Origin of the sequence: Saccharopolyspora terrae (assembly GCF_004348435.1) — a bacterium.
Taxonomy (GTDB): domain Bacteria; phylum Actinomycetota; class Actinomycetes; order Mycobacteriales; family Pseudonocardiaceae; genus Saccharopolyspora; species Saccharopolyspora endophytica.
The window spans coordinates 1-16,061 of record NZ_SMKS01000096.1 but is presented as its reverse complement, the minus strand read 5'-3'; the positions used below and the strand labels follow the sequence as shown (position 1 = coordinate 16,061).

Below are 16,061 nucleotides of genomic sequence, written 5' to 3'. Positions count from 1 at the left end.
GAACGCTGCTTCAACCAGCTCAAACAACACCGAGCCATCGCCACCCGCTACGACAAAACCGCCCAGTCCTACCAAGCCATGATCGACCTAGCCACACTCCTCATCCGGCTTTGAGGACACCCCCTAGGGGAGCTCGGCGATGCGAACCCGGGCCTGGCTGTGGACGAAGCGAAGCCGGACGATGTCGGCGACATGCTCTACACCTCCGGGACGACCGGGTCGCCGAAGGGGGTGCTGGTCACCCACGATGCCGTGCAGCGGACCGCCTACGCCTCGGCGTTGACCCGCGCGTTCGAGGATCAGCGCCGGATCCTGTTCTCGTTGCCGTGCTATCACATGTTCGGTTACGTGGAGGGCCTCCTCGCCGCGATGGTCGTCGGTGGCGCGGTCATCCCGCAGACCACCTTCGACCCCGTGTGGTACTTCAAGGGCATCGAGCGGCATCGGGCGACCGACATCCTGTGCGTGCCGACGATGACCGTCGCGTTGCTGGAACACCCGCGGCGTCAGGATTTCGACTTGAGGTCCTTGTCGGCGATTCTTTCCGGCGCCGCACCGGCGCCGGCCTGGTTGTGGGAGCAGGTTCGGGAGTCTTTCGGCGTCGATGAAATCGTCACCGGCTACGGCATGACCGAGTGCGGGGGTGCGATGACCCTCACGCTGCCCGAAGACGATCTGGCCTACACCTCCAACACGGTGGGCAGGCCCAAGTTGGCCGGCAGCGCCGGAGTTAAGGGCCAGGATGCCCTGACCGTCTACAAGACGATCGACCCCGTCACAGGGGAGGACCTTGCTGCGGGAATCGTAGGTGAGTTGGCCTCCCGCGGGCCCACCAACATGCTCGGGTTCTGGAACAAGCCGGAGGAGACCGACGCGGCGATCCGCGATGGTTGGATCCGCTCGGGTGACCTCGGCCGCGTGCGCGAGGACGGCTACCTGGAGGTGACCGGGCGCAGCAAGGAGCTCTACAAGAGCGGTGGCGAACTCGTGATGCCCAAGGAGATCGAGGACCTGCTCTGCGGTCACCCGGCCATCAGCCAAGTGTACGCGATCGGAGTCCCGGACGAGCGATGGGGCGATGCGGGCTGCGTCTGCATCGTGCGGGCCCCCGGCCAGAGCATTTCCGTCGACGAGGTGCTGGCGCGGTGCAAGGAGAAGCTCGCCCGGTTCAAGGTGCCCAAGCACGTCCTGTTCCTCGAATCGGGGGACCTGCCCACGACGCCGACCGGCAAGGCCCAGAAGTTCCGGCTCGTCAAATGGGCGCAACAGCGTTTGACGGCGACGCACGACGAACCAGCGGAGAGGGTGCAATCATGACCGCCACAGTGCCCCGAGCAGGCACGGACCGCCCCGACTACGCGAGGCTGATCCAGCCGGACCGCGTGCACGGGTCCCTGTACACCGACCCGCGAATCTTCGCGGAGGAGCTGGAGCGGATCTGGTACCGCAGCTGGGTGTACGTGGGGCATGAGAGCGAGGTGCCGCAGCCGGGTGACTACGTGCGCAAGAACATCGGTCCGCAGGACCTGGTGATGACCCGCGATCGCGACGGCGAGGTCCACCTGCTGCTCAACCGCTGCGCACACCGGGCGAACCTGGTCTGCGAGGACGAGCGGGGAAACTCCAACTCGTTCCGGTGCCCCTACCACGGGTGGACCTACCGCAACACCGGAGAACTGCTCGGCTACCCGTACAACAAGGGCTACGGAGGCAAGGGACAGCTGGACCTGGCGATGGGCCGGGTGCCGCGAGTCGAGTCGTACCGGGGGTTCGTGTTCGGCAGCTTCGCCGCCGACGGTCCGAGCCTCGTCGAGCACCTCAGCCCGGCCGCGGGCGAGATCGACCGGCTCTGCAGGCTCTCCCCGGAAGGGGAGGTCGAGCTCAGCGCCGGCTGGCTTAAGCACAAGACGCGAGCGAACTGGAAGCTGCTGGCGGAGAACGAAACCGACGGCTATCACCCGCAGTTCGTGCACGGCTCGATCTTCAGCGTGACGGGCAGCCCCATCGGCGCGCTCTACAGCGACAATTCCACGGCGGTCACGCGAAACCTCGGCAACGGGCACAGCGAGAACGACCTCCGGCCGGAGTTCCGGAAGTTCGGCGAGCCGATGCGCTGGTTCGGCACCACCGAGGACCGAGTGCCGGAGTACGTCGCGACGATGCGGGACCTGCACGGTGATGCGGCGGAGGAGATCCTCGTCGAGGGTGCTCCGCACGTGATGATCTTCCCGAACCTGTTCATTGCGGAGATCCAGGTCTTCGTCATCCAGCCCCTGTCGGTGGGGGAGTGCGTCCAGCACGCGACGGCAGTGCAGCTCAAGGGCGCGCCCGAGCTGAACAGGCGGATGGTCTCGCAGTCCATCGGGTCGGTCGGACCGGCCGGGATGCTGCTGGCAGACGACACGGAGATGTACGAGCGCAACCAGCGGGGAGCCGAGCAGCTCCGGCCGGAGTGGCTCGACATCCGTCGCGGCCTGGGGCGTGAGCAGGTCGACGAGCGTGGTTTGACCATCGGGACGGCGACTGACGAAACCGGGATGCGCGGCTTCTGGTCGCACTACAAGCAGCTGATGGAGGACGAGAAGTGACCGCGGTTGCTGGCGCCGGGCTGGATCTGCGACAGATCGAGCAGTTCCTGTATCGCGAAGCTCGCTACGCCGATGAGCATGATTACGACGCGTGGGAGTCGTTGTGGACCGATGACGCCCTCTACTGGGTGCCTGCCGGTGACGACGCTTCCGACCCCCGGACGCAGGTCTCGGTGATCTACGACAACCGGAATCGAATCTCGACCCGGCTCAAGCAGCTGCGCACCGGGAAGCGGTATTCGCAGTCACCGCCGTCGAACCTGCGCCGGGTGATCTCCAACGTCGAGGTCGTCGGGACCGAAGGTTCGGACACGGTGGTGGAGGCCAACTTCGTCCTCGCCGAGTCGCGCACGCGTGGCGTGGAGACCTGGGCGGGCCGGGTCACCTACCGGCTGCGCGTTGTGGACGGCGAGATCCGGCTCGCGTTCAAGAAGGTCAGCCTGGTGAACAAAGACCAGCCGCTGCCCACGATGGCGTTCCTGATTTGAGGAGAACCGATGGCTGACAACGACCTTCAGCGTCGGGCGGTGACGGGTCCCGATTCCACGGCGCTGGTGGGCAGTGAGTTCGCCGAGGTCGCGATCTCCGTCGATGGTGAGGGCAACGGTCCCCGACTGCGGTTGGAAGACCTGCGGAGCGGAAGGGTTCGCTTCCTCGACGCACTCGAACTCGAGACGATCATCTGGTTGCCGGAGGGCCACCTGCGGCAGCTTCTGGATCCCGCGTCCGACAGGTGGCGTGAGGACGCATGACCACGGCAGTCCTGCGCGGTATCGATGAACTGGATTACGTCGACTTCGTGCGTCCTGGTGACATGGTTCTGTGGGGACAGGCGTGCGCCGAGCCGCTGAGCCTCACCGAGGCGCTGATGCGGCAGCGAAGCGAGGTCGGTCCGATCCGCTGTTTCGTCGGCATTCCCGCTTCCCGGACGATCCGCCCGGAATTCGCCGATCACGCCTCCTTCGTGTCGTACTGCGGCAGTGGCGGGAATCGCCAACTGCACAGCGCGGGTGCGCTCGACGTCGTGCCGGTTCACTACTCGACCTTGCCGCACCTGGTCAGTGACGGGCCGTTGCGCGCTGACGTGGTCCTGCTGCAGCTGCCGCCCGCAGACGAGGAGGGCCGCTACTCGCTTGGCCTCGCCGATGACTACATCGCGCGGGCGATCGGTACGGCGCGCGTCGTGATCGCCGAGATCAACGACCAGGTCCCGCAGACTCACTGCTCGCGCACGCTGGCGAGTGAGGAACTGGACGTGCTCGTGCACACCTCGCGCTTGCCGGCGGAGCTGCCCTCACGTGAGGTGGACGTCCTCACGCAGGAGGTGGCCGCGAACGTGGCCGGTCTGATCGAGGATGGCGCCACCTTGCAGTTCGGAATCGGTGCTCTACCGGAAGCCGTGCTGGCGGCACTGAGCGACCGTAGGGACCTGGGTGTGCACTCCGGACTGTTGAACGATGCGGCCGTCGACCTCATGGAGGCCGGGGTCATCACGAACGCGCGCAAGAGCCTCGACCGCGGGCACGCCGTCGCCGGGCTGCTGATGGGCACACGGCGGCTCTTCGGCTTCGCGCATCGAAACCCCGCTGTGTGGCTCAGGGGTACCGGTTACACCCATGCCCCGGAGGTGCTGGCAGCTCAGGACCACCTGGTCGCGATCAACTCGGCGCTGGAAGTGGACCTGTCCGGCCAGGTGAACGCCGAACTCGTCGGCAGCGACTACGTCGGCGCGGTCGGCGGTGCGGCCGACTTCCTGCGCGGAGCCGCGCGCTCACGCGGCGGCGTGCCCGTCGTCGCGTTGCCCTCAACCGCAGGGGGAAGCAGTCGCATCGTCGCGAAGCTGTCCGGACCGGTCAGCACCGCCCGCGCCGATGCTGGGTTCGTCGTGACCGAGTTCGGGGTGGCCGATCTGCGTGGGCAGCCGCTGCGAGCCCGGCAGGAGCGGATGCTGGCGATCGCGCATCCGGATCACCGCCGAACTCTCGAAGAAGCTGTCGAACGAAGTGGAGTGCTGGTATGAGGCGAGCGGCCATCGTCAGTCCATTGCGGACACCTGTCGGCGCGTTCGGCGGCACCTTGCGCGCCCTACCCGCCGAGGAACTCGCCGCGGTCGTGCTCAAGGAACTGCTGAACCGGTCCGGGGTGGAGCCGGAACGGATCGAGGACATGGTGTTTGCGCAGTCGTATGCGAACTCCGAAGCCCCGTGCATCGGACGCTGGGCCGCTCTGCACGCCGGGCTGCCGATCGAGGTGCCCGGGCTGCAGACGGATCGCCGATGCGGGGGAGGACTCCAGGCCGTCGTCACAGCCGCGATGATGGTGCAGACCGGCGCGGCTGACGTCGTGGTGGCCGGTGGTGTCGAGAGCATGAGCAACATCGAGCACTACACGACGACCATGCGCTGGGGGCGGCGCTCCGGCAACGTCGCGCTCTACGACCGCCTCGACCGCGGACGTGAACGCTCCCAACCGGAATGGCGGTTCGGACCGATCAGCGGGATGATCGAGACCGCCGAGAACGTCGCCAGTCGCTACGGCATCGGTCGCGAGGAATCCGACGCCTTCGCCGCGCGGAGCCACGAGCGCGCCGCCGCGGCGTGGAAGTCGGGGAAGTTCGCATCGGAAGTCGTGCCGGTGGAGGTGCCACAGCGCAAGGCCGACCCGGTGCTGTTCTCGCAGGACGAGGGCGTCCGGGCGGACTCGACTGCCGAGTCCCTGAGCCGACTGGCTCCCATCATGAGCGGGGGGACGGTCACCGCGGGCAACGCGAGCCAGCAGAACGACGCGGCTGCGGCCTGCCTGATCGTCGCTGAGGACAAGCTCGGTGAACTCGACCTCGAACCACTCGGCTTCCTCCGGGGCTGGGCGGCCGTGGGGTGTGACCCGGCGACGATGGGGCTGGGTCCGGTGCCGGCCGTCGCGAAGCTCTTCGACCGCACCAGCGTCTCGTTCGACGACCTCGACCTCATCGAGGTGAACGAGGCCTTCGCCGGTCAGGTCCTCGGTGTCGTCAAGGGCTGGGGTGTGAAGGAGGACGAAATCGCCGACCGGCTCAACGTCAACGGCTCCGGGATTTCCCTCGGCCATCCCATCGGCGCCACCGGCGTGCGGATCCTGACCACGATGCTGCACGAGCTCGATCGTCGCGGCGGAAAATTCGCGCTGGAGACGATGTGCATCGGGGGCGGGCAGGGAATGGCCGCGCTGTTTGAGGGGGTGGCCGCGTGACCGCGGTCGTCGCCTACGCGACCTACCTGCCGAGGCATCGCCTCCAGCTGGCTGAGGTGGGCAGCACTCTCGGCACTGGGGGAGGACGTGGCGCCCGGGTGGTGGCCTCGTTCGACGAGGACAGCACGACCATGGGCGTCGAAGCGGCTGCTGCGCTGCTGCGCGCGCACCCGGCTACGCCTGACGCGCTCTACTTCGCCTCCACCTCACCCGCCTACTTCGACAAGGCCAACGCCTCGGCGATCCACGCCGCTCTCGCGCTGCCACCGGCCACGTTCGCGGCGGACGTCGCGGGTTCTTCACGGTCCGCGTTCGCAGCATGGCGGGGTGCGAAGGCGGACCGCGGTCTGGCCGTTTTGGCCGACGTCCGGACCGGTCGACCGAGTTCCGGTGACGAGCGGGACGGTGGTGATGGCGCGGTTGCGCTGCTCTTCGGCGAGCCTGAAGAGGCCATCGCGGAGATCGTCGCAGAGCGCTCGTGGTCGGCCGAGCTGCTGGACCGCTGGCGTTCCCCCGGTGAGGCCGCAGGCGGCCAATGGGAGGAGCGGTTCGGACTCGAGGCATACCTGCCCCTGCTCCAGCACGCGGCTGCGGACACCCTGGCCGCGGCGAACTTGGAACAAGCCGACCACGTCGTTGTCGTCTCGCCGAATCCAGGGGTGCGCAAGCAAGCGGCCCGGGTGTTCCCGGGCGTTGTCTCCTCCCCAATCGGGCACTCGGGTGCGGCCGACTTCGGGCTCGGCTTGGCCGCGGTGCTGGACCACGCCGCGCCCGGCGAGACGATCCTGCTGCTGTCCGCAGCCGACGGTTGCGACGCGATCGTCCTGCGCACCACCGAGCGCATCGCGAAGAGCCGGCAGGAACGCACGGTGAGCGGCCAACTCGGAGACGGCATCGACGTCCCATACGCGACCTACCTCACCTGGCGGGGCTGGCTCGAACGGGAACCACCGCGCCGGCCGGAGCCGGACCGCCCGGCCGGACCGCCGAGCGCGCGTTCGACGGCGTGGAAGTTCTCCTTCACCGGAAGCGTGTGTCGGCAATGCGGCTTCACCCACCTCCCGCCGATGCGGGTGTGCAAGAAGTGCGGATCGGTCGACGGGATGGATCCGCGGTCGCTCGCCTCGTCGACTGGCACCGTTGCCACCTACACCGTGGACCGGCTGACCTACTCGCCCTCGCCGCCGCTGATCGACGCGGTCGTGGACTTCGACGGTGGTGGTCGCTACACGCTCGAGGTCGCCGACGCGCAGCCGGACGACCTGGCCGTCGGTGTGCCGGTGGGCCTGTCGTTCCGACGTCTGTTCACCGCCGGCGGCGTGCACAACTACTTCTGGAAGGCACGGGTGCTCGGGGTGCAACAGGAACAGCCAGGGGAATCGGCCGCCGCCGCGGGAGGTGTGAGGTGAGCAGCAACGGAATCCGCGACCGGGTTGCCGTCGTGGCCATGGGCTGTACCCGGTTCGGCGAGCACTGGTTCTCCTCGGCGGAAGACCTCCTGGTCGACGCCACTGAGCAGGTGTTCGGCCCGACCTCGGTCCGGCGTGACGACGTGGACGCCTACTGGCTGGGAACCCTGGGATCAGGGCAGTCCGGTCTGACGCTGAGCAAGGCCTTGTCGCTCGACTACAAGCCCGTCACTCGCGTGGAGAACTACTGCGCGACCGGATCTGAGGCCTTCCGCAACGCTTGTTATGCCGTGGCTTCCGGTGCCTACGACCGGGTGGTGGCCGTCGGCGTGGAAAAGCTGAAGGACTCAGGTTTCTCCGGATTGCTGCGTGCCGACCCGCCGAGCGATGGCACCGCCGCCGAGCTGAGCCTGACCGCCCCTGCAGCGTTCTCCCTACTCGATCCGGCTTACTGTGACCGCTACGGCGTCGCCGCAGCCGACATGCGCGCCGCGATGACGCACGTGGCTTGGAAGAACCACAGTAACGGCGCGTTGAACCCCAAGGCCCAGTTCCAGTCAGGGGTGTCCAAGGAGAAGATCGAGAGCGCGCCCAAGGTCGCCGGCCGCCTGGGCGTGTTCGACTGCTCCGGCGTGTCCGACGGCGCGGCGGCTGCGCTGATCGTCCGCGCCGAGGACGCACTGGACTACACCGACCGGCCGATGTACGTGAAGGGACTCTCGCTCGCTGCGGGACCTGCCCTCGGCGCGTCGGACTCCGCTTATGACTACACGACCTTCCCCGAGGTCGAACGAAGCGCTCGCGACGCCTTCGCGCAGGCGGGGATCACCGACGCGCGACAGGAGATCTCGCTGGCTGAGGTGCACGACTGCTTTACGCCGACGGAACTGGTCCTGATGGAGGACCTGGGCTTCGCCGAGCGCGGTCAGGCGTGGAAGGACAGCCTCGACGGTGCGTTCGAGCTGGGCGGGCGCCTGCCGGTGAACCCGGACGGCGGATTGAAGTCCTTCGGCCATCCGGTGGGCGCGAGCGGACTGCGCATGCTCTACGAGTGCTGGGTCCAGTTCCGAGGGCAGGCGGGGGAGCGGCAGATCGCCGATCCCCGGCTCGCGCTGACCCACAACCTGGGTGGTCGACCGGGAAGTTGCGTGTCCTTCGTGTCCGTGGTGGGGCCCGAGCTCGGGTGAACACCAGCGGTGGCGACCGGGTTGACGCGCTCACGGAATTTTATCTATATTAGATTAGATAACGGCGGATGAAGCGCGACGATGCGGAGGTGAAGCTCGTGGACCGGGTGGCGGCTGAAGGGCTGGCCAAGGAGCTCTACCGAGCGTTGGCAACGGGAGATCGGACCAGCCTGGACCGGTTGCTTCACCCCGGATTCGAGGGTCACACCACTGAAGGGCTCCCGCTCGACCTCGGGGGTGACTACCGCGGACCGGACGACATGCGCCGTGAATTCTGGGGCCGAATCGCCAAGAGCTTCATCGCCCGGGCAGAGCCCGCCGAGTTCGGCTTCCTCGATGACGGTCGGCTTCTGGTCCGAGGACGCTACACCGGCACGGCTCACACCAGCGGTGCTCCGCTGGATGCGGAGTTCATCCACTTGCTGTCCTTCGACGACGGTCGCGTCCGTGAGCTGGTCCAACTCACCGACAGCGGGAGGTGGAACGAAGCGCCGACGCCAGCAGAGCGGCCACTCGAGACCGTCGATTTCAGGATCACCGATGGTATCGGCGAGATTCGGCTCAACCGGCCAGCCGAGCGAAACGCCCTGGATCAAGCCGTCGCGGATGACCTCTACGAGGTCGCACTCCGGTGCGCTTCGGACTCGGGCATACGAGCGCTGCTCATCAGCGGAAACGGCCCCGCGTTCACCGTCGGTGGGGACATCTCGGTGTTCGCGGACGCCGGAGAAGGGGAACTGCCGGCTGTCCTGCGCCGGATGACCACGCCCTACCACGAGGCGCTGCGCATCTTCAGTCAGCTCGAGGCACCGATCGTGACGGCCGTGCACGGCGCGGTCGCCGGCGGAGGGCTGGGGTTGCTCTACGTCGCCGACATCGCCTTCGCTGCTGAAGGAACGAAGTTCGCCACCGGTTTCACCTCCCTGGGCCTGTCCGGCGATGGGGGCAACTCGTGGTTCCTGCCACGGCTTGTCGGACCGCGCCGCGCCGCGGAGTTGTACTTCGAGCAGCGGGTCCTCGAGGCGGCGGAGGCGGCTGAGTGGGGACTGGTCTCGCACGTCGTCACGGCGGACGTCCTGGAGGAACGCGCACGGTCGGCTGCGCAGCGCCTGGCCCAGGGTCCCATCCGGGCCTACGGCGAGATTCGCAGACTCCTCCGCGACTCCTGGTCCTCGACGCTGTCCCAGCAGCTCGTGGCCGAGACCGAGGCCATCGGGCGGGCTGCCGCGACCGATGACGCGCTGGGAGCAATGACCGCGTTCCTGGCCAAATCCACTCCGACATTTAAGGGACGGTGAACATGACGGGACTCGTCATCGACAGCGACGACAATCGCCTCATCCGCGAAAGCGTCGCGAAGATCGCGGCGAAGTACGGGCACGAGTACTACGCCGAGCGAGCCCGCCGTGGCGAGCACATCGGAGAGTTGTGGGCCGAGCTGGGAGAAGCCGGGCTGCTGGGTGTGCACTTGCCCGAGGAGTTCGGCGGCGGGGGAGCGGGACTGACCGAACTCGCCATCGTCATCGAGGAGTTGGCCGCGCACGGGATGCCACTGCTGGTCGCTGTGATCTCGCCGGCGATCTGCGGTTCTATCCTGGCAGCACATGGCTCGGCGGAGATGAAGGCGGAGTGGCTGCCTGGCGTCGCCGCCGGCACGCGCAAGATGGCGTTCGCGCTCACCGAACCCGACGCCGGATCCAACAGCCACAACGTCTCCACCACCGCCCGCAAGGACGGTGATGGGTGGGTCATCTCCGGTGGAAAGTACTACATCTCCGCCGCTGACGAGTCCGAAGCAGTTCTGCTCGTTACACGAGACGGGGACGGGGACGCCGCCTCGGCTGGCCGCAAGCCCTTGTCGTTGTTCGTGGTGCCGATCGACGCGCCCGGCGTGACGCTGCAGCGGATCGACACCGAGCTGACCTCGCCTGATCGGCAGTTCACCGTGTTCTTGGACAACGTGCGAGTCGGGCCCGAGGCACTCATCGGCGAGGCGGGTTCAGGCCTGCGGCAGGTCGCAGGCCTGAACCCGGAGCGGGTCCTGGCCGCTGCGCTGTGCAACGGCGTCGGCCGGTACGCCGTGGCGAAGGCTCGTGATTACGCGTGCCAGCGCCAGGTCTGGTCCACGCCGATCGGAGCGCACCAGGGTATCGCCCACCCGCTCGCCGAATCCCACATCGCCGTCGAACTCGCTCGACTGGCCACGATGCGGGCCGCGGAGCTGTTCGATTCCGGGCAGAACGCCGCGGAAGCGGCCAACATTGCGAAGTTCTCGGCCGCTGAGGCCTCGCTCAAGGCGCTCGACCAGTCGATCCAGACCCACGGTGGCAACGGTCTGTCGCGGGAGTACGGGCTGGCCGATCTGTGGTTCGTCACGAGGCTCATGCGCACGGCGCCGGTCAGCCGGGAGATGGTGCTCAACTTCGTCGCCCAGCACAGCCTCGGGCTGCCGAACTCGTACTAGACCGAAGGAGACGGAGGGAAACTCATGGCAGGAGTCGAAGGCCGCGTGGTGGTCGTGACCGGCGCCGGTGGTGGACTGGGCGAAGCGTACGCGCAACTGCTCGCCGGGGAGGGCGCCAAGGTGGTCGTCAACGACCTCGGTGGCGCACGGGACGGAACGGGCTCGGGGACGTCGATGGCTGATGACGTGGTGGCGAAGATTCGCGCTGGAGGCGGTGAAGCTGTCGCCAACTACGACAGCGTCGCCACAGCCGAAGGTGCGGCGGGCGTCGTGCGCACGGCGCTCGACCACTTCGGTCAGGTGGACGGCGTCGTCAACAACGCGGGCATTCTCCGGGACAAGGCCTTCCACAAGATGACCGATACCGAGTGGGAGGCTGTCATGCAGGTGCACCTCTTCGGTGGTTTCCACGTGACCCGTGCCGCTTGGCCGCACTTCCGCGAGCAGGGACGCGGCCGCGTGGTGATGGCGGCCTCGACCAGCGGCATCTACGGGAACTTCGGCCAGGCGAACTACGGCGCGGCCAAAGCTGGTCTCATCGGGCTGGTAAACACGTTGGCCATCGAAGGCCGCAAGTACGGAATCCTCGCCAACGCTGTCGCTCCGATGGCCGCGACCCGGATGACCGAGGACGTCGCACCACCGGAGCTGCTGTCGAAGTTGTCGCCCGCGCACGTCGCACCGGTGGTCGCACACCTGCTCAGCGACGAGTGCACCGACACCGGATCGGTGATCGTGGCGGGCGGTGGCCAGGTGCACCGCACGCAGTACTTCCAGTCCAAGGGCGTGCAGCGACGTGCCCACGGTCGATGAGGTGGCGAGCCGCTGGACCGAGATCACCGACATGTCTGGTTCCGTTCCGGGTACCAACCCGGTCGGCTGAGAGGTGAACTGATGCCCAGCAAGGAGAACGAGTTCGACGCGCTAGTCGTGGGTGCCGGAGCCGGTGGTCTGTTCGCTGCGGCACGACTGACGCACCTCGGCTACCGGACGCTCGTCGTTGAGCGCCTCGAACACGTCGGTGGCCGTGCTTCCACGCGTGACATCGACGGGTTCAAGGTGAACAACGGCGCGATCGTGATCGAGGTCGAGGGGATCACCGAGGAAACCTTCGACGAGGTCGGCGCGAAGTTCGACGTCCGCCGCCCCGATCCGCCCATCTTGTATCGCATCGGTGGCAAGAACGTCGACGTCACGGGCGGTGGCTGGGGTTTCCTCCTCTCGAAGCTCACCCGGCAGGGAGCCAAGCTGCTCAGCGGCCTCGGCGCGGCGCGCAATGACGACGGCCTGCCGGAGGATGAACTGTCCACTGCGGACTGGGTCGCGAAGTACACCAAGAACGAGTCCGTGCACGGAATCTTCCGCAACATGTGCGGATCGGTGTTCGCGGTGGGATCGGAAGAGCTGCCCGCACGCGTGTTCCTGACCTACTTCACCCGCAAGAGCGCGTTCAAGAAGTTCGGATTCTGCCCGGAGGGCACGATCGGCATCTGGAAGTCGCTCGCAGACACGATCACCGCCGGCGGCGGTGAGGTGTGGCTGTCCTCCGAGGTCAGCTCCCTGCACGTGCAGAACGGCGAGGTCACCGGTGCCACCATCGAGTGCGACGGGAAGACTGTCGAGGTCGCGGCGCGCTTCGCCGTGAGCGATGCCGGGCCTGCGGCGACGGTGAAGCTGGTGGGCGAAGACAACCTGCCTGCGGACTACCTGACGCAGGTTCGGCGCAGCGACCGGCCATGCTCGATGCTCGCGGTGAACTTTGCCAGCCAGGAGCGGCTGGTCGACGTGCCCGGCATGCTGAGCTTCGCCAAGACCCGCCGGCTCTGCTACGTGGCCAACTTCACCGACACCTGCCCTGAAATGGCACCCGAGGGTTGGAACCTCTACGTCGGTACGTCGGTGCCGAAACCGTCCGTCGGTGACTTCGACGAAGCGCAGGAGAAAGAGCTGCTGCTCGCCGACCTGCGGGAGGAGATTCCCGGCTTCGACAGTGCTCGGATCTTGTCCTGGGCCGTGACGAGGGACGACTGGCCCCCGCAACGCGCGGTCGCGGGGTTCGACCTGCCGAACACCACGCCGGTGCCGAACCTGTGGAACGTGGGGGACGGCGTCAAGGAGTACGCCAACGGTGGGACCACCGCCTGCGCGGAAACCGCCAAGCTCGTGGTCGAGCAGATCACGCAACGGTACCCGATCGGCGCCCGAGCCTGAGCCGGCGTCGCAGCCAAGGGAGACGAACCATGAAGATCATCGTCGATCGGACCAAGTGCACCGGGCTCGGAATCTGCGAGTCGCTGGCTCCCGACGTGTTCGAGATCAACGACGACGGCGAGCTGGTGCTCAAGACCGAGGCGGTCCCTGACGGGCAGCTGGCGGACGTCGAATCCGCAGTGTCTGGGTGCCCGACCGAGGCCCTGCGTCTGGAACAGGACTGACCGCCGGTCGGCGAGGTGCATGAGATGAGCGCGTTGTCGCGAAAGAACCTTGTCGTGGTCGGTGCGTCGCTGGCCGGCTTGCGCGCCGTGGAGGCGGCCCGCAAGGCCGGTTTCCAGGGCACGATCACGTTGGTCGGGGCCGAGGAGCACCTTCCCTACGATCGTCCTCCGCTGTCGAAGGCCTACCTGGATGAACTGCCGCCGGGAGAGGTGCCGGAGGCGACCGTTTTCCGCCCGGAGTCCGTACTGCGTGACGAGCTCGGAGCAGATCTGCTCCTGGGCAGTCCGGCGACGGGGCTGGACCCGGTCGCGAAGGAGGTCCGAATCGGTGACCGGCGTCTTCGGTACGACGCCCTGGTGATCGCGACCGGCGCTACCGCCCGGTCGCTGCCTGGCTCCGAGCACCTCGCAGGTGTGCACACGTTGCGCACGCTCGATGATGCGGTAGCGGTCCGGAACGCACTCGACGCCGGCGCCAGGACCGTGGTGGTGGGTGCGGGATTCATCGGCTCCGAAATCGCTTCTGGAGCCCGCAAGCGCGGCCTGGATGTGACGGTGGTGGAGGCCCTGCCCGCGCCCCTGGTCCGCGCGGTAGGCGAGGTCATGGGGAGTGCCTGCGCGGGCCTGCACCACCGCAACGGAACCGATCTGCGTTGTGGCCTCGGTGTTGAGCGGATCGAGGGAGTCGACCAGGTCGAGCGCGTGGTGCTCTCGGACGGCTCAGCGGTGGAAGCCGATCTGGTCGTGGTGGGAATTGGCGCGACGCCGGCCACCGAGTGGCTCGAGGGCTCAGGGCTGCGCCTGGACAACGGGGTAGTGTGCGACGACAACCTGTTCACCGGCGTTGAGGGCGTGTACGCCGCAGGGGATGTCGCGCGGTGGCACAACCCGTTGTTCGACCGCTCGATGCGCCTCGAGCACTGGACCAGCGCCGCCGATCAGGGGGCTGTCGCGGCTCGGAACGCCTTGTATCCGGCCTCGGCCAAGCCGTACCAGACCGTGCCCTACTTCTGGTCGGACTGGTACGACAGCCGCATCCAGTTCGTCGGTGTCCCCTCGACGGATGAAGTGCGGATCGTCGAGGGCGACCCTGACCGGGACCGGCGCGTCGTGGCGCTGTACAGGGAAGGGGGTAGGCTCGCCGGGGCGCTCACGATCAACGGTCAGAACGTGATCATGAAGTACCGCGGGCTGATCATGAAGCCCACGAGTTGGGATGATGCCCTCCTCTTCGCCGAGCAGCGGCGGGCGACGGCTGCCGTGGCCCCCTAGATCCGGCCTGGCCTGCTTCGGCCAGGAGAACGTAAAGGTCGGCTTGCGTGACTTGAGAGAGGTGAGGCATGGCCGAGGGGCCGCTGGCGGGGCGCCGGGTGATCGAGTTGGCCGGGATCGGACCGGGGCCGTTCGCCTCGATGATGCTCGCGGATCTTGGTGCCGAGGTTGTGCGGGTCGACCGGCCCGGTGGGAGCTTCTTCGCGGGCAAGGAGCACGTTGACCTCCTCAACCGCGGTAAGAAGTCCATTTTGCTCGACCTCCGTCGCCCTGAGGCGGTGCAGACCGTCCGAGCCTTGGTGGAGCGCGCTGATGTTCTGATCGAGGGTTACCGCCCCGGTGTGGCTGAGCGGTTGGGTGTTAGTCCTGAGGAGTGCCTCGCCCGCAACCCGCGCCTAGTCTACGGGCGGATGACGGGGTGGGGGCAGGACGGTCCGCTGGCGAATCTCGCGGGCCACGACATCTCGTACATCGCTCTCACGGGAGCCCTGCACGCCATCGGAGAGGCGGGAGGCCCGCCCCGGATACCCCTGAACCTGATCGGTGACTTCGGCGGTGGCGGCGCGTATCTCGTGATCGGGATCCTCGCGGCGCTCGACGAAGCGCGGCGCAGTGGCCGCGGGCAGGTCGTCGACGCCGCGATCGTCGACGGAACCGCGCATCTGCTGGCCGGGACGCACATGATGCTGGCTGCGGGAGGCTGGGCTGACCAGCGAGGGGTGAACCTGCTCGACGGGGGTGCCCCGTTCTACTCGGTGTACGAGACTGCGGACGGGCGGTACATGGCCGTCGGTGCGCTCGAACCCAAGTTCTACGTGGAGTTGCTCGGCAAGCTGGGACTTGACGAGGACCCCGCGCGGCAGAACGACCGTTCTCGCTGGCCGGAGCTGCGCCGTCGGATCGCTGATGCCTTCGTGCGACGGACTCAGGAGGAGTGGAACGAGGTGTTCGCGCAGTCGGATGCCTGTGTCGCGCCTGTGCTGAGTCTGCGGGAAGCAGCCGAGCACCCTCACATCAAGGCACGGGGTTCGATCGTGGACCGCGATGGCTTGTTGCAGCCGGCCCCCGCGCCGAGGTTCTCGAGGACCCCTACGGCGCTGGGGGCCTCACCCCCGGTGCCGGGACAGGACACCGACGAAGTGCTGGCCTCGTGGGGCGTCGGCGGCCGTCAGGGGTCGGTTGGTGCGTCGGGAGCGGAGGAGTCGGATGAACCGGAGGAGCACCGGGAGGCGGTGGCCGAACTGGGTGCTGAGCTCCGGTGGCTCGAGGAGCTGGCCACACGCGCGGAGGTGCCCGCGGAGGTCCTCCGCGGAGTCGCCCGGCGCGTTCGCGACCTGGCTCCGATCCTGCGCTAGGGGGTGTCCTCAAAGCCGGATGAGGAGTGTGGCTAGGTCGATCATGGCTTGGTAGGACTGGGCGGTTTTGTCGTAGCGGGTGGCGATGGCTCGGTGTTGTTTGAGCTGGTTGAAGCAGCGTTC

15 protein-coding genes and 2 pseudogenes are annotated in these 16,061 nt (G+C 67.5%); 16 read left to right on the top strand and 1 reads right to left on the bottom strand.

Features of this window, described 5'->3' with window-relative positions:
• The 16 genes and pseudogenes from E1181_RS29380 to E1181_RS29305 all read left to right on the top strand — a co-directional run.
• Positions 1–114 (top strand): annotated as a pseudogene (locus tag E1181_RS29380) (IS5/IS1182 family transposase); the annotation flags it as partial.
• 45 nt (positions 115–159) lie between these two features.
• Complete coding sequence (locus E1181_RS29375; protein ID WP_235877140.1) at positions 160–1,317, top strand: class I adenylate-forming enzyme family protein; 1,158 nt, start codon at positions 160–162, stop codon at positions 1,315–1,317.
• On the top strand, positions 1,314–2,588 hold the full coding sequence (locus tag E1181_RS29370; protein WP_132679668.1) for an aromatic ring-hydroxylating oxygenase subunit alpha: 1,275 nt from the start codon (positions 1,314–1,316) through the stop codon (positions 2,586–2,588). Before E1181_RS29375 ends, E1181_RS29370 begins: the two co-directional genes overlap by 4 nt.
• The gene (locus E1181_RS29365) at positions 2,585–3,076 is read left to right on the top strand and encodes an aromatic-ring-hydroxylating dioxygenase subunit beta (RefSeq protein ID WP_132679667.1); all 492 of its coding nucleotides are present in this window, start codon (positions 2,585–2,587) and stop codon (positions 3,074–3,076) included. The genes E1181_RS29370 and E1181_RS29365 overlap by 4 nt, the downstream gene beginning before the upstream one ends.
• Positions 3,077–3,085: 9 nt before the next feature.
• Complete coding sequence (locus tag E1181_RS29360; RefSeq protein WP_132679666.1) at positions 3,086–3,340, top strand: hypothetical protein; 255 nt, start codon at positions 3,086–3,088, stop codon at positions 3,338–3,340.
• Positions 3,337–4,608, top strand: a complete 1,272-nt coding sequence (locus E1181_RS29355; RefSeq protein ID WP_132679665.1) for an acetyl-CoA hydrolase/transferase family protein — start codon at positions 3,337–3,339, stop codon at positions 4,606–4,608. The genes E1181_RS29360 and E1181_RS29355 overlap by 4 nt, the downstream gene beginning before the upstream one ends.
• On the top strand, positions 4,605–5,816 hold the full coding sequence (locus tag E1181_RS29350; RefSeq protein ID WP_132679664.1) for an acetyl-CoA C-acetyltransferase: 1,212 nt from the start codon (positions 4,605–4,607) through the stop codon (positions 5,814–5,816). Before E1181_RS29355 ends, E1181_RS29350 begins: the two co-directional genes overlap by 4 nt.
• A complete protein-coding gene (locus tag E1181_RS29345; protein WP_132679663.1) occupies positions 5,813–7,225 on the top strand; it encodes an OB-fold domain-containing protein in 1,413 nt (470 codons plus the stop codon). The genes E1181_RS29350 and E1181_RS29345 overlap by 4 nt, the downstream gene beginning before the upstream one ends.
• The gene (locus E1181_RS29340) at positions 7,222–8,412 is read left to right on the top strand and encodes an acetyl-CoA acetyltransferase (RefSeq protein ID WP_132679662.1); all 1,191 of its coding nucleotides are present in this window, start codon (positions 7,222–7,224) and stop codon (positions 8,410–8,412) included. Before E1181_RS29345 ends, E1181_RS29340 begins: the two co-directional genes overlap by 4 nt.
• 68 nt (positions 8,413–8,480) lie before the next feature.
• Positions 8,481–9,710: an enoyl-CoA hydratase-related protein gene (locus tag E1181_RS29335; protein WP_132679661.1), complete on the top strand. Its 1,230-nt coding sequence runs from the start codon at positions 8,481–8,483 to the stop codon at positions 9,708–9,710.
• Between the two features lie 2 nt (positions 9,711–9,712).
• Entirely contained in the window at positions 9,713–10,876 is a 1,164-nt protein-coding gene (locus E1181_RS29330) for an acyl-CoA dehydrogenase family protein (protein WP_132679660.1), read from the top strand.
• Between the two features lie 24 nt (positions 10,877–10,900).
• Entirely contained in the window at positions 10,901–11,689 is a 789-nt protein-coding gene (locus tag E1181_RS29325; protein WP_235877139.1) for an SDR family NAD(P)-dependent oxidoreductase, read from the top strand.
• Between the two features lie 81 nt (positions 11,690–11,770).
• Positions 11,771–13,087, top strand: coding sequence for a phytoene desaturase family protein (locus E1181_RS29320; RefSeq protein ID WP_132679659.1), 1,317 nt, complete (start codon positions 11,771–11,773; stop codon positions 13,085–13,087).
• A 29-nt stretch (positions 13,088–13,116) separates the two neighbouring features.
• Positions 13,117–13,311, top strand: a complete 195-nt coding sequence (locus E1181_RS29315) for a ferredoxin (RefSeq protein WP_132679658.1) — start codon at positions 13,117–13,119, stop codon at positions 13,309–13,311.
• A 24-nt stretch (positions 13,312–13,335) separates the two neighbouring features.
• Positions 13,336–14,583, top strand: coding sequence for an NAD(P)/FAD-dependent oxidoreductase (locus E1181_RS29310; protein WP_207922371.1), 1,248 nt, complete (start codon positions 13,336–13,338; stop codon positions 14,581–14,583).
• Between the two features lie 68 nt (positions 14,584–14,651).
• Positions 14,652–15,938 (top strand): CaiB/BaiF CoA transferase family protein, encoded by a 1,287-nt coding sequence (locus tag E1181_RS29305; RefSeq protein ID WP_132679657.1) that lies wholly within the window; start codon positions 14,652–14,654, stop codon positions 15,936–15,938.
• Between the two features lie 9 nt (positions 15,939–15,947).
• On the opposite strand, the pseudogene E1181_RS29300 reads toward E1181_RS29305, so the two are convergent.
• Positions 15,948–16,061 (bottom strand): annotated as a pseudogene (locus E1181_RS29300) (IS5/IS1182 family transposase); the annotation flags it as partial.

Excerpts from the sequence above, each read along its gene's own strand:
- E1181_RS29310 (WP_207922371.1), top strand. The coding sequence starts at position 13,336 with ATGAGCGCGTTGTCGCGAAAGAACCTTGTCGTGGTCGGTGCGTCGCTG.
- E1181_RS29350 (WP_132679664.1), top strand. The coding sequence starts at position 4,605 with ATGAGGCGAGCGGCCATCGTCAGTCCATTGCGGACACCTGTCGGCGCG.
- E1181_RS29315 (WP_132679658.1), top strand. The coding sequence starts at position 13,117 with ATGAAGATCATCGTCGATCGGACCAAGTGCACCGGGCTCGGAATCTGC.
- E1181_RS29335 (WP_132679661.1), top strand. The coding sequence starts at position 8,481 with ATGAAGCGCGACGATGCGGAGGTGAAGCTCGTGGACCGGGTGGCGGCT.
- E1181_RS29325 (WP_235877139.1), top strand. The coding sequence starts at position 10,901 with ATGGCAGGAGTCGAAGGCCGCGTGGTGGTCGTGACCGGCGCCGGTGGT.
- E1181_RS29360 (WP_132679666.1), top strand. The coding sequence starts at position 3,086 with ATGGCTGACAACGACCTTCAGCGTCGGGCGGTGACGGGTCCCGATTCC.
- E1181_RS29320 (WP_132679659.1), top strand. The coding sequence starts at position 11,771 with ATGCCCAGCAAGGAGAACGAGTTCGACGCGCTAGTCGTGGGTGCCGGA.
- E1181_RS29355 (WP_132679665.1), top strand. The coding sequence starts at position 3,337 with ATGACCACGGCAGTCCTGCGCGGTATCGATGAACTGGATTACGTCGAC.
- E1181_RS29305 (WP_132679657.1), top strand. The coding sequence starts at position 14,652 with ATGGCCGAGGGGCCGCTGGCGGGGCGCCGGGTGATCGAGTTGGCCGGG.
- E1181_RS29370 (WP_132679668.1), top strand. The coding sequence starts at position 1,314 with ATGACCGCCACAGTGCCCCGAGCAGGCACGGACCGCCCCGACTACGCG.
- E1181_RS29330 (WP_132679660.1), top strand. The coding sequence starts at position 9,713 with ATGACGGGACTCGTCATCGACAGCGACGACAATCGCCTCATCCGCGAA.